The organism is Pseudomonas bharatica, assembly GCF_048586865.1.
Classification (GTDB): Bacteria; Pseudomonadota; Gammaproteobacteria; order Pseudomonadales; family Pseudomonadaceae; genus Aquipseudomonas; species Aquipseudomonas bharatica.
On record NZ_JBMAWR010000003.1, the window covers coordinates 205,962 to 219,288 of the forward strand.

The 13,327-nt window shown below is 64.0% G+C and carries 10 protein-coding genes; 5 read left to right on the plus strand and 5 right to left on the minus strand.

Features of this window, described 5'->3' with window-relative positions:
- The 4 genes from ACKLLE_RS05930 to ACKLLE_RS05945 all read right to left on the minus strand — a co-directional run bounded on the left by ACKLLE_RS05930 (position 1) and on the right by ACKLLE_RS05945 (position 4,617).
- Entirely contained in the window at positions 1-903 is a 903-nt protein-coding gene (locus tag ACKLLE_RS05930; RefSeq protein WP_420057189.1) for a dihydrodipicolinate synthase family protein, read from the minus strand.
- Between the two features lie 41 nt (positions 904-944).
- A complete protein-coding gene (locus ACKLLE_RS05935; protein ID WP_420057190.1) occupies positions 945-2,273 on the minus strand; it encodes an MFS transporter in 1,329 nt (442 codons plus the stop codon).
- Between the two features lie 207 nt (positions 2,274-2,480).
- Positions 2,481-3,800, minus strand: coding sequence for an NAD(P)/FAD-dependent oxidoreductase (locus ACKLLE_RS05940; RefSeq protein WP_420057192.1), 1,320 nt, complete (start codon positions 3,798-3,800; stop codon positions 2,481-2,483).
- 94 nt (positions 3,801-3,894) lie between these two features.
- Positions 3,895-4,617 (minus strand): GntR family transcriptional regulator, encoded by a 723-nt coding sequence (locus tag ACKLLE_RS05945; RefSeq protein WP_420057194.1) that lies wholly within the window; start codon positions 4,615-4,617, stop codon positions 3,895-3,897.
- A 620-nt stretch (positions 4,618-5,237) separates the two neighbouring features.
- Between ACKLLE_RS05945 and ACKLLE_RS05950 the strand changes: the two genes are divergently transcribed.
- The 5 genes from ACKLLE_RS05950 to ACKLLE_RS05970 all read left to right on the plus strand — a co-directional run bounded on the left by ACKLLE_RS05950 (position 5,238) and on the right by ACKLLE_RS05970 (position 10,146).
- Positions 5,238-6,089 (plus strand): glycine betaine ABC transporter substrate-binding protein, encoded by an 852-nt coding sequence (locus ACKLLE_RS05950; RefSeq protein WP_064304444.1) that lies wholly within the window; start codon positions 5,238-5,240, stop codon positions 6,087-6,089.
- Positions 6,090-6,196: 107 nt separating this feature from the next.
- On the plus strand, positions 6,197-7,294 hold the full coding sequence (locus ACKLLE_RS05955; RefSeq protein WP_420057195.1) for a quaternary amine ABC transporter ATP-binding protein: 1,098 nt from the start codon (positions 6,197-6,199) through the stop codon (positions 7,292-7,294).
- Positions 7,291-8,148, plus strand: a complete 858-nt coding sequence (locus tag ACKLLE_RS05960; RefSeq protein ID WP_420057196.1) for an ABC transporter permease — start codon at positions 7,291-7,293, stop codon at positions 8,146-8,148. Before ACKLLE_RS05955 ends, ACKLLE_RS05960 begins: the two co-directional genes overlap by 4 nt.
- Entirely contained in the window at positions 8,138-8,986 is an 849-nt protein-coding gene (locus tag ACKLLE_RS05965) for an ABC transporter permease (RefSeq protein WP_420057198.1), read from the plus strand. The genes ACKLLE_RS05960 and ACKLLE_RS05965 overlap by 11 nt, the downstream gene beginning before the upstream one ends.
- A 149-nt stretch (positions 8,987-9,135) precedes the next feature.
- Positions 9,136-10,146 (plus strand): GlxA family transcriptional regulator, encoded by a 1,011-nt coding sequence (locus ACKLLE_RS05970; RefSeq protein WP_279900189.1) that lies wholly within the window; start codon positions 9,136-9,138, stop codon positions 10,144-10,146.
- Positions 10,147-10,253: 107 nt separating this feature from the next.
- On the opposite strand, the gene ydiJ is transcribed toward ACKLLE_RS05970, so the two are convergent.
- Positions 10,254-13,268 (minus strand): D-2-hydroxyglutarate dehydrogenase YdiJ, encoded by a 3,015-nt coding sequence (gene ydiJ / locus ACKLLE_RS05975; RefSeq protein WP_420057199.1) that lies wholly within the window; start codon positions 13,266-13,268, stop codon positions 10,254-10,256.
- Positions 13,269-13,327: the final 59 nt, after the last annotated feature.

Sequence of the window (13,327 nt, forward strand, 5' to 3'; positions counted from 1 at the left end):
TCATTTGCCCTCGACGATTGCGGCGATGTTGCGCTTCAGGGTGGCGACCACATTGCTCAGCTCGGCCTGCTCGACAGCGTCCAGGCCTTGCAGCGGTGCGCGCACGCCACCGGTGCTCAGGCCGTTGAGGCTGACGCCATGCTTGATCGACTGGACGAACTTGCCGCCTTCGAGGAAGTCCATCAGCGGCATCATCTCCGCCATGATGCGTCGGCCTTTGTTGAAGTCCTTCTCGATCACGCAGGCTTCGTACAAGGCCACGTGCTCGTGCGGGATGAAGTTGGAGCCGGCGCAGACCCAGCTCTGTGCACCCCAGGCGAAGAATTCCAGGGCCTGGTCGTCCCAGCCACAGGACAGGGAGATGTGCGGGTACTTTGTGGCCAGGCGGTGCAGCTGGTTCATGTCGCCCGAGCTTTCCTTGATGGCGACGATGTTCTTCACATCGGCCACGGCATCGAAGAACTCAGGGCCCATGCTCACGCTCATGCGGCCCGGGTAGTTGTAGAGCATGATCGGCAGGTCGGCTGCTGCGTCCACGGCTTTGACGTGCACGGCGATTTCCTGCTGGGTCGGCAACGCGTAGGGCGGGGTGCCAACCAGCAGCGCGTCAGCCTTGATTTCCCTGGCATGCTTGGCGAAGGCCACCGAGTCTTCGGTACGGATCGCGCCGGTCCCGATGATCAGCGGCAGGCGGCCGTTGATCACGTCCTTGGCCTGGGCGGCCAGGTCGATGCGCTCCTGGGCGGTGTGGGCGTAGTACTCGCCGGTCGAGCCGCCGATGATGATGCCGTGGATCTTCGATTCCACCAGGTAGTCGAGGACGGCTGCGAAGCCGGCCTTGTCGATGCTGCCGTCGGCGTTCAGCGGGGTCACGGCGGGGGTGTAGATACCAGCGAATTTCATGCTTTTCTCTCCAGTGGGACGCAAGGAATGTCAGACCGCGCTCAGTTCAGCGAGGCGGCTTGTTGCAGAGTCAGGGAACGGGTTTCCGGGGCCAGGGCCCAGGCGAAGAGCAAACCGATCAGGGTCACGATGGCGGCGGCGTACATGGTCTGGGCGATGCCCAGGGATTGCAGCGACATCGGCACCAGCCAGGTGCCGACCGCAGCGCCGATCCGCGACAGCGAGGTGCCGATGCCGACCGCGACGGCGCGTATCTCGGTAGGGAACAGCTCGTTCGGGTACACCAGTTGCAGCACTTGTGCGCCGCCGATGAACAGGGCGTAGGCACCGAACAGCACCAGGACCAGCATTGGCGAGCCGTCGTGCAGGGCCGCCAGGCCGAGCAGGGCCAGGCCGGACCAGAGGAAGCTGTGGACCAGCATGCTGCGCCGGCCCATGCTGTTGATCAGACGGGTGGCGATGATGCAGCCGACCACGAACAGCAGGGTGATCGCCACCGAGCCGAAGGACGCCCAGTCACCTTTGAGGTGCAGCGCTTCGAGGACCTTCGGGGCGAAGGAGTACACGGCGAACACCGGGATCACCGAGCACGACCAGAACATGCTGACGAATAGCATGCGTTTGCCGTAGCCCGAGTGCAGCAGGCTGAGCAGCGAGGCTTTCTGTTCCTTTGGCTGTTCCGGCAGGTTCTTCAGCGAGAAGGCCTTGCCGTAGACCTGCCTGATGATCGTCTCGGCTTCTGCCGCACGCCCCTTGTTCAGCAGCCAGCGGGGCGACTCCGGTGTGCCCATGCGCAGGCCGAAGAGGATCGCGCCGATCACCACGGGGCTGGCCAGCACCAGGCGCCAGGCATTTTCGTCGCCGGACGCGAGGAGGAAGTGGCCGACGATATAGGCGAAGGCGGCACCGGCGAACCACAGGATGGTCAGGGTGGCCAGGCGCGGGCCGCGGTATTTCTTCGGCAGGAATTCCACCAGCAACGCGGTGGCCACCGGGTATTCGATGCCGACCGCGACACCGATCAAAAAGCGCAGGGCGAACAGCATGGGCCCGGACTCGACCCAGAACTGGGCGAGGGAACCTAGGATGAACAGGGTAGGGCCGACGAAGAAGATGCGCTTGCGCCCGAAGTGATCGGTCAGCGCGCCGCCGAGGAAGCCGCCGAAGAAGATGCCGATCAGCGCCGAGGCGGCGATCATGCCCTGCCAGAAGGCGGTCAGGCCCAGGCCTGCGGACATCTGCACCATGGCCACGCCAATGATGCTGAGCACATAGCCGTCGACGAATGAGCCGCCGCCGGAACGGGCGGTGAGCAACTGGTGGAAGCGATTGAGGGGTACGTCTTCAACGGATTGATTGGAAGTTGTCATTATTGTTTCCTGTACTATCGAACCTGTTTTCCGGCCGAGCAGGTCCGCGGCGCTGAACAGGAACTTCAGTCCGGGGATTGGCGCCTGGCCGGCGCGACACTTTGCTACTTCTTTACTCCAACTTGCCGGGCGATCTTTGGCACCGCTGCGCGGTCCTTCGCGGCGGTTCGGCGTCCCGACAAGCCACGCTCCTACAAGAGCAAGGGCTTAGCTTTCCTTGCCGGCGCGCATCTGGCCCCAGGTCAGGTTGGCGTTGACGCCAATCGACAGGAACGGCTGCGGCGGGTTGGCATTTGGGCCGGGGGACTTCAGGAGGAAGTCGATCAGGTCGTTCTTCTCGCCCGCCAGCCAGTCCGCCAGCAACTTGCCGGTGGCAGTGCCGCGGGTCACGCCCAGGCCGTTGCAGCACAGTGCGCCATAGACATTCGGCGCCAACTGGCCGAAAAAGCTCTCGTGGTTGCGCGACATGGCCAGAGCGCCGCCCCAGGTGTATTCGATACCCACGTCCGGCAGCATCGGGAAGCGCCGGGCGAACGACGCCCTGTGCCGGGCGACGTAGCGCTGCAGGTACTTGGGATTGGCGCGGCCGTCCGGGTTGAAGCTGAAGCTGTTGCGGATCAGCAGACGGTTGTCCGGGGTGCGCCGCACCGTGGTGCCGAACGGGTCCGCCGGAATCACGCCCCAGTAGGGCTTGCCGCCCAGGCGCGCCTGTTCCTGTTCGGTCATCGGCCGGGTCAGGCTGGCGTAGGTGAAGATCGGCAGCATGGCGCCCTTGAGGAAGCCGAAGTGACCGCCGAAGGCATTGTTGGCCAACACCAGCTTGTCGGCGCTGATGCTGCCGCGTGCATGGCGCAGCACGGTCTTGCTGCCGTACTCGACGTCGAGGATCGGAGTGTTTTCATAGAGCGTGACGTTGGCCGGCAGGCTTTGCGCCAGGCCCTTGACCATGGCCGATGGCTGGATCAGCGCGGTGCCGGGGGTGAACAGCGCCTTGCGGTAGAAGTGCGTGCCGATGTGCTCGGGCAGGTCCGCGCCTTCGATTACTTCGAAGGGCTGGCCGAGCTTTTCCAGGCCGCGACGGTAGGCGTCGAGCACGGCGATACCGCGATCTTCCACGGCGGCCTGGTACTTGCCGCAGAACTTCATCTGCGCATCGATGCTGTGTTCGGCGACCAGGTTCGCGAGATAGTTCTGGCCGGTAAGGTTCAGGCGCAGGCAGGTCCTGGCGATACCGATGTCGCCGATATAGTCCTCGGCGCCGATATCGTGTGGCAGGTCGATGGCGAAGCCGGCGTTGCGGCCAGCGGTGCCGAAGCCGACTTCCTGGGCTTCGACCAGGAGAATCTGTTCATCGGGGAAGTTCAGCGCGAGCTGGCGTGCGGCGGCGAGGCCGACGTAGCCAGCGCCCAGCACCACCCAGCGCGCATGGCTGGTGCCCGAATGGGCGGGCCGCGGCGTGCGCTTCGGGCTCAGGTGATACCAACCGCACGAACTGTCGTCGGCTGGCAACGAGGTTACTTTTGTCATTTCAGGGACCTGGCTGTTCTTGTTTGATCCGGTGTTGCCACCCAGGCTGAAATGACCAGCGAAACCTCGCTAGATCTTCATGCTCCGGGGCCTTTCAAAGCGCGAGCGATACCTCCATGCCTTCCGGTGCGGCGTATTCCGCCATGCGCCGGCGCGACAGTTCCATATGCTCGCGAATCAGTTGTCCCGCTGCCTCGGCGTCATGGCGGGCAATGGCCTCGATGATCTGGTCGTGCTGGTCGCAGGCCAGTTCGAGGTCCTTCTGCATGTCCACGGTGGTCGGGTGGCGGTAGAAAATCTTGCCCAGTCGCGCATGGTCGATCAGTACACGGCGCAGGCTCGGCATCAGGTAATCGTTGCGCGCCATCTTGCCGATCTCGAGATGGAACTCGTCGTTGTAGATGACGCGGTTTTCCACGTGCTGTTCCTGGATCGCCTGGCGGAACAGGGCCTGGATCCGGCGCAGCTCTTCGATTTCGCTCACGGTGGCGCGGGTCGCTGCCAGTTGCGTGGTGGCGATGTACACCAGCGGTGCGGCAAGGAAGAACGCCCGCAATGACTCATGACTCATGGCCGCGACCCGTGGGGCGCGGTTGGCTTCCAGCTCGATGTAGCCTTCGGCGGCGATCTGGCGCAGCAGTTCGCGCACTGGCGGCCGGGACAGACCGAATTCATCGCACAACGCCAGTTCATCCACCACCGCTCCGGGCGCCAGCTCCATGCTCAGGATGCGCCGGCGCAGCGCTTCGGCGAGAAGCGCCTTGCGATCCGGGGAGGCATCGGCAGGGGTGGAGGAGACAGCCGCGGTGGCTTTCATGGGAGCCTTTTTTGTACTCATCAGGTTGTGTCTACAATTTGTATAACGACTATAGGGGAGGATTAGACAATGTGTCTACAGATATTTCGATGAGCGGTTTCCCTGCTTATCTGGGTATCTGTGACAGGGTCTGACCCCGGTTTTGTGCTGTGCTTTCGGGCCTCTCGATGGCAAGCCAGCTCCCACAGGTACGGTGTACGCCGGTCCTCGTGGGAGCTGGCTTGCCAGCGATGAGGCCATGACAGGCGATCCGAGTGCCAGGTCTCTATGGCATCCACGAGACACACTCTTATCAAATCCCGCCACCGCCATATCCACCCGCGACAGCTTTTTCCTTGGCTCTACTAGCCTGAGAGCCCTGAAAACACTGGGGAAAATAGCATTTTTTATGAATTCTTTTTGAATTCCATGGGTATACACAAAGAATACAATTCCGTTGACCGTCTCTTGAGCCCGTGCGAATCTCGCCCCAAGGCCAGTGTTCGCGGGGGCTTTAGCTCTTTGCCAGGCCTTGTCGGGCGCCAGAAAACCCCCGCCAGAAAGTTGTGCAAGAAAACCAAGAACAAGCAACGGACGTGGCAATGCGTCCGGCCAGCACCACAACCCAGGAGACGACAACAATGAAACTCTTCCGCAAAGCGCTCTGTACCCTCGCCATGGTCGGTCTTACGGTGTTCCAGGCCCAGGCCGAGGAAAAGACCATCACCATGGGCACCCTGTCGTGGGAAGACCTTACCCCGATCACCACCGTCACCAGGAAAGTCCTCGAGGACGCCGGCTACACCGTCAAGGTGACCAACTTTTCCGAATGGGGCATCGCCTACGCCGCCCTGGGCAAGGGGGACATCCAGTTGCTGGCCTCGCAGATCGACTACGCCGCCCAGGACTACTGGAAGAAGAACAAGAACCGCCTGGAAAAGATCTCTCCGGTTTCCCACGGCCTCTACCAGGCCATCGCCGTACCGAAGTACGTGACCATCGACTCGCTGGAAGAGCTCAATGCCAACGCCGACAAGTTCGGCAACAAGATCGTCGGCATCGAGCCGGGTTCGGGCCTGATGAGCGATGCGGCCAAGGCCGTGACCGACTACGGCCTCAAGCTCAACCTCCTGGAAGGCAGTACCGCCGCCATGACCGCTGCCCTCAAGTCCGCCGTGGATCGCAAGGAGTGGATCGCGGTGACCACCTGGGAACCGTCGTGGATGAGCCAGAAGTTCGACGTGAAGTTCCTCAAGGACCCGAAAGGCTCCTTCGCCCCGCCACAGGGCTACTACTGGATCGGCCAGAAGGGCTTCTCCGCCGCCTACCCGCAAGCGCGTGAGCTGATCGCCGGGGTTTACCTGCCGCTGGCCGACATCACCGCTATCAACGGCGAAATGAAGGATGGCAAGACGGTGGAACAGGCCGTGCAGGACTGGGCCACGAAAAACGCCGACCTCGTGAACCGCTGGGAAAACATCAAAAAATACTGATTTCGAAGTCCCGCGTTGTTCGGGGCCGTACCCGGGCAACGCCTTTACCACTGCCGAACTGAACGTAATAAAAAAGCCAACCAGATTCCTGGTTCGACGGGTGCGAGATGAACACAGCAAGCGAAGTAGCTGAAGACGTATTGGTAGAGTGCCAATCGGTCTGGAAGATTTTTGGCAAGAACGCCGATACCGCCATGCGTGCTTATAAAGAGCGTGGTTTGTCGAAGAAACAGATTCTTCAGGACCATGGCTGTGTTGTCGGCGTCTCGAACGTCAGCCTCAAGGTCAGACGGGGTGAGATCTACTGCATCATGGGTTTGTCCGGCAGCGGCAAGTCGACCCTGATCCGTATGTTCAACCGCCTGATCGATCCGACCTCCGGGCAGATCCTGATCAAGGGCAAGGATCTTGCCAGCCTCGATAAGGCGGCCTTGCGCGAAACCCGCGCGCGGCACATCGGCATGGTATTCCAGAGCGTGGCTTTGCTACCGCATCGCACGGTGCTGGAAAACGCCGCCTTCGGCCTGGAGGTGCGCGGCATCTCGAAAGCCGAACGGCACAAGGTGGCCGGGCAGGCCTTGGCGAAAGTAGGTTTGAGCGACTGGGCGCAACGCTACCCGGACGAACTGTCCGGTGGCATGCAGCAGCGCGTCGGCCTGGCCCGGGCCATCACTTCGGACCCGGAAGTGATCCTGATGGATGAACCCTTCAGCGCCCTCGACCCGCTGATCCGTCGCCAGTTGCAGGACGAGTTTCGCCAACTGACCAAGTCCCTCGGCAAGTCCGCCGTGTTCATTACCCACGACCTGGAAGAGGCCATCCGCATCGGCGACCGCATCGCCATCATGAAGGACGGGGTGATCATCCAGGAGGGTACCGCCGAAGACATCGTGCTCAACCCCGCCGATGACTATGTGGCGGAGTTCGTCGCCGGGATTTCCCGTTTGCACCTGGTCAAGGCGCATTCGATCATGTCGCCGGCCGCGGCGCATCCGTATCTCAGCCCCGGCCTTCTGCCGAGTGCCGGTCCGCACGCCGACCTCGATGCCCTGATCAACCTGATGATCAGCTCCGGCGGCGATGCCTTGACGGTGGCGGAGGGCGGCCAGGTCCTCGGCGTGATCACCCAGCAGGACCTGCTGCGTGGCGTGCAGGGTGCGCCGGCCGCAGAACATGACGCTGCGCAGCCGGAGCACGCACTATGAGCCCCGGGGAGTTCGCTGCAGCCTTCGACGAGGTCGTCGATGCCCGGCTGGAGTGGCTATCGGACAACGGCGCCTGGTTTTTCGACGGCCTCAACGATGTGCTGCACGCCGGTTACCAGGCGATCTACGGCGGCCTGACCCTGCTGCCGTTCTGGGTGCTGATCCTGGCCTTCGGCGCGCTCGGCTGGCGCCTGACCGCCAGCTGGCGCTTCGCCCTCGGGGCCATGCTCGGGCTGCTGCTATGCGTGGCCATGGGCCTGTGGCCACAGACCATGAGCACCCTGGCGCTGGTATTGTCGGCGACCAGCATGGCCCTGATCATCGGCATCCCGCTGGGCGTCGCGGCCGGCCTGATGCCGTCCCTGGACCGGGTCAGCGAACCGGTGCTGGACCTGATCCAGACCTTGCCGCCCTATATCTATCTGCTACCAGCCATTGCCTTGCTCGGCTACGGCCCGGGCACAGCGCTGCTGGCCACCTTCATCGTTGCCATACCGCCGGTGGTGCGCCTGACCTCGCTGGGCATCCGCATGACGCCCAGGGTCTTCATCGAACTGGGCCAGGCCAGCGGTACCACGGGGTGGCAGCAGTTCTTCAAGATCCGCCTGCCGTTTGCCCTGCCGAGCATCATGGCCGGGGTCAACCAGGGCCTGATGATGGCCTTCGGCATGGTGGTGATCGCCGGTATCGTCGGTTCCGGAGGACTGGGTGAAGTGATCTACGGCGCGATCCGCACCCTGGATATCGCCATGTCGATCAACGCCGCCATCGCCATCGTCATTCTTACCCTGATCCTTGACCGCATGGCCCAGAGCGCCAGCCGTCCCGGCCGGAGGGCTGCCCATGAATCCTGATATCACGTTCTCTCCAGGCGCCTGGCTGGCACCATCGGTGGACTGGCTCAACGCCAACCTGCACGGCCTGTTCGCCCTGATCAGCCGCTTTATCGAAACCGTCCTCGGCGGTATCGAAGGCGTGCTGCTGGCGATCCCGCCCTACGGCATGATCGCCCTGGTGGCGGTGGCGGCGTTCTTCCTGGTCAACCTGCGGGCGGCGATCCTGGCTGTGGTAATGCTTGGCTTCTGCCTGATCTCCGGGTTCTGGGTGGCGTCGATGCAGACCATCGCCCTGGTGACGGTAGCCGTGCTGATCTCGGTGACGGTGGCGTTCCCGATCGGCGTCGCGGCCTCGCGGATCAAGCGCCTGGACGCGGTGCTCAGCCCGCTCCTCAACGTCATGCAGACCGTGCCGCCGTGGGTCTACCTGATTCCAGCGGTGATGGTCTTCAGCCTGGGCAAGGTCCCGGCGATCCTCGCCACCATCATCTATGGCATCCCGCCGATGCTGCGCCTGACCACCCTGGCGTTCAACCAGGTGCCCCGTGACCTGCTGGAACTGGGCAAGGCCATGGGCGCGCCGCCCCGGGCGATCCTGCTGAAGATCGAGTTGCCCACGGCCATGCCGACGCTGTTGGTGGGCTTGAACCAGTGCATCCTGCTGTCCCTGGCCATGGTGGTGCTGGCCGGGCTGGTGGGGGCGGGCGGGCTTGGTGCGGAAGTGACCCGCGGCCTGACCCGGATGGAAATGGGCCTCGGCCTGCGTGCGGGCCTGGCCATCGTTGCCGTGGCCCTGTTGCTGGACCGTCTCTCTCGTGGAGCCTTGCAAGGCCGCAGGAATCAGGCAGCAACATAAATCAGAAATTCCGAAGGAAAGTTGGACACCGCCGCGCCGGCGTGCATCATTCGACGATGCATGCCGGCGTAGCGGTTTCAGCGCCTCGGATTCCCAGAACACTATCGGAAGACACCAACGTGGTCGAAAGAAGGCATTTCAGCGATGCCATGCAGGGCTCGAACCTGCGCTTCACCGGCGAAAAGCAGGCGCCGGGCGGGCAGGGCAGGGTCGGTTTCATCCTGCTCGAACATTTCTCCTTGCCGGCCTTCACCCAAGCCCTGGATACGGTGGTCACTGCCAACCTGATCCAGGCGGCGTCCTTTACCTACCGTACCTTCACCCTGGATGGCGGCTCGCGGGTCAGCGACCTGGGGCTGGTGATCTGCCCGGATGCGCCACTCGATGCCGCTGCGCTGGACGACCTTGACCTGCTGGTGGTGTGCGGCGGCTTGCGCACCGTGTTGCGGCCGATCCCGGAGCTCAACCAGATCCTGCACAAGGCGGCGGAAAAGCATGTGGCCCTGGGCGCGTTGTGGAATGGCGCCTGGTTCCTCGGCCAGGCCGGGCTGCTGGATGGCTACCGTTGCGCCGTGCACCCGGAGCACCGTGGCGCGGTGGCGGAAATCGCCAAGGACAGCCAGGTCACCAGCGAAAGCTACATGGTCGACCGCGACCGCCTGACCGCTGCCAGTCCGTCGGGCGGTTTCCATCTGGTGCTGGAGTGGATCAACAGCCGCTGCGGGCGCGGGCTGGTGGATGCGGTGGTGGATATCCTCGCCTTCGAGGAATCGCGCTATCGCCGGGCCCGTCCGACCCTGCACGAGAAGATGAGCGAGCCTTTGCGCGAAGCCATCAACCTGATGAGCGCGAACATCGAGGAACCCTTGAGCCAGGATCAACTGGCCCACTATGTGGGACGTTCCAAGCGGCAGATCGGGCGCTTGTTCATGAGCCAGCTCGGTACCACCCCGGTGCGCTATTACCTGGAACTGCGCATCACCGAAAGCCGGCGCCTGTTGCAGCATTCCGACCTGCAACTGATCGACGTGGCGCTGGCCTGCGGTTTCGTCTCACCGAGCCATTTCAGCAAGTGCTACACCTCGTTCTATGGCTATGGGCCGTCGAAGGAGATTCGCTATGGCCTGGTGAAGGGCGGGAAGGCGAAGAAGGCCGAGTGATGTGTGGTGACTGAGCCGGCCTCATCGCTGGCAAGCCAGCTCCCACAGGGTACGCGGTGTCAGCGATGAGGTCCTGAAGAACACCTGGAACTCTAGGGCCTGCCTAATCAGCCGATCACGGCCTGCAACACCACCTCCAGCGGATGCCGCAGCTTGCGGTCGGCCATGCGCTTGACCTGGCTGCGGCACGAATAGCCGGTCGCCAGCGGCTCGCCGTCCTTGTCCAGCTTGCCCGCCCAGGACTGTTCGAAGATGGTCTTCGAGGTCTCCTGGTTGCGCGCCTCATGCCCGTAGGTGCCGGACATGCCGCAGCAGCCGGTGGCCTCGGTCACCAGCTTCAGGCCCAGGCGCGAGAACACTTGCTCCCATTGCCTGGTACTGGCCGGCACGTTGGTTTTCTCGGTGCAGTGCGCCAGCAGGCGGAAGCTGCCGCCCTTGCCGGTGCCTTGCTCCGGCAGCACATCCATCAACCATTCCTGCGGCAACAGCACGTTCGGGCTGCCCTCCAGGCCCGGCACCTTCTGGTATTCCTGGCGATAGACCAGGGTCATCGCCGGATCCAGCCCCACCAGCGGCACGCCGCAGTCGGCCAGGGCCTTGAGCTGGGTGCCGTTGCGCACTGCTGCCTTGGCGAAGGCGCCGAGGAAGCCCTGCACATGCAACGGCTTGCCGTTGGCGCTGTACGGGGCGAGGAAGATCTTGTGCCCCAGGCGATGCGCCAGGTCGATGAAGGCCGCCAGCAGCGGCGTTTCGAAGTAGCGGGTGAAGGCATCCTGGACCAGCACGATGCTGCGCTCGCGCTGCGCCGGGGTCAGTTCGCGCAGTGCCGGCACGCTGGCGGCACGTACGCCGCAGCGTTTCAGCGTGGCCTGGAAGTTGAAACGGCTGATCAGCGGGCTGTCGATCATGCCGATACGGTCCGCCAGCAGACCACTGACGAACTTCGACCCCATCACCGCGTTGTACAGCCCAGGCGCATGGGCCAGGTACGGGATGGTGAATTCCAGCGAACCGATCAGGTAGTCGCGCAGCGGGCGCTGGTAGCGGTTGTGGTACAGCTCGAGGAAGCGCGAACGGAAGTCCGGCACGTTGACCTTGATCGGGCACTGCCCGGCGCAGGATTTGCACGCCAGGCAGCCGGCCATGGCGTCGTAGACTTCATGGGAGAAGTCGGCCTGGCCCTGCTGCTGTGCGCGCACATTGCGCAGGCGCCCGGGCAGGCCCTTGAGCCAGGAAACCCTGTTCGGCGCGAGCACATCGATGTTCGCCGCTCCCTGCAGGCGCAGCCATTCGCGGATCAGCGAGGCGCGGCCCTTGGGCGAGTGCTGGCGCTGGCGGGTGGCTTTCCACGACGGGCACATGGCGTCGTCGGGGTCGTAGTTGTAGCAGGCGCCGTTGCCGTTGCAGTGCACGGCGCTGCCGAAGCTCTGCCACACGCGCTCGTCGATCTGCCGGTCATGCTCGCCGCGCAGCGGCGCTTCGTTGACCTTGATCAGGCCTTCGGCACTGTCCGGCGGGGTGCAGATCTTGCCCGGGTTGAGCTGGTTGTGCGGGTCGAATGCGCCCTTAAGGCGTTGCAGCGCCGGGTACAGTTCGCCGAAATAGGCCGGTACGTACTCCGAACGCAGGCCCTTGCCGTGCTCGCCCCAGAGCAGGCCGCCATAACGCTGGGTGAGGGCGGCGACCGCGTCGGAGATCGGCTTGACCAGCGCGGCCTGGGCCGGGTCCTTCATGTCCAGCGCCGGGCGCACGTGCAGCACGCCGGCATCGACATGGCCGAACATGCCGTAGGTCAGGCCATGGCCGTCGAGCAGGGCGCGGAACTCGGCGATATAGTCGGCCAATTGCTCCGGTGGTACCGCGGTGTCTTCGACGAACGGCTGCGGACGCACTTCGCCCTCGACGTTGCCGAGCAGGCCCACCGAGCGCTTGCGCATGGTGTAGACCTTGGTTACCGCCGCCGAACCTTCGGCCAGGGTGTGGCCCAGGCGCTCGACACTGGTGTCCTGTTGCAGGTGCTCGATGAAGGCTGCGACCCGGGCGTTGACCTCGTCCGGCTGGTCGCCGCAGAACTCCACCAGGTTGATGCCCAGGGTCGGCTTGGCCGGGTCGGCCGGGAAGTATTCGGCGACGCTGTGCCAGACGATGTCCTGCATCGCCAGCATCAGCACCCGCGAGTCCACCGTCTCGATCGACAGCGGCTTGTGCGCCATCAGCGCATTGGCGTCGCGCAGGGCGTCCATGAAGCTGGTGTAGCGCACGTTGACCAGCACCGCGTACTTCGGGATCGGCAGCACGTTGAGCTTGGCTTCCACCACATAGCCCAGCGAGCCTTCGGCGCCGCACAGCACGCTGTTGAGGTTGAAGCGACCGTCGTCGTCGCGCAGGTGGGCCAGGTCGTAGCCGGTCAGGCAGCGGTTGAGCTTGGGGAAGGTGCTTTCGATCAGATCGCCCTGGGTTTCCTGGATCTCCCGGGCCATGCGGTACACCTCGCCGACCCGGCCGGGCAGGGCGCAGGCGGCGTCGAGGGTGGCGTCATCCACCGGCAGGCTGTGCAGGCGCTCGCCGCCGAGCAGCACGCTGTGCAGTTCCAGCACGTGGTCGCGGGTCTTGCCGTAGGTGCAACTGCCCTGGCCGCTGGCATCGGTATTGATCATGCCGCCGATGGTGGCGCGGTTGGAGGTGGACAGCTCCGGCGCGAAGAACAGCCCGTGGGGCTTGAGCGCGGCATTGAGCTGGTCCTTGACCACCCCGGCCTGGACCCGCACCCAGCGCTCCTCGACGTTGATTTCGAGGATCTGGTTCATATGCCGCGACAGATCGACGACGATGCCGTCGGTCAGCGACTGGCCGTTGGTCCCGGTGCCGCCGCCGCGCGGGGTCAGCTTGACCTGGCGAAAGCGCGGTTCGGCCATCAGCGCGGCGACCTTCGCCACGTCATCGGCATCCAGCGGGAACACCGCGGCCTGGGGCAGGCGCTGGTAGATCGAGTTGTCGGTGGCAAGCACGGTGCGGGTGCCGTAGTCGGTGCTGAACTGGCCGCGGAAACCGCTGGCGCGCAGGGCATCGAGGAAGGCGGCGTAGTCGGTGGCGGGAGCGCTCACCGGCAATTGGGCGATCATCAAGGGATGGCCTCGTTTATATGGGCTAATCATGGATACCTGAGCGCAGGGTATGGTCT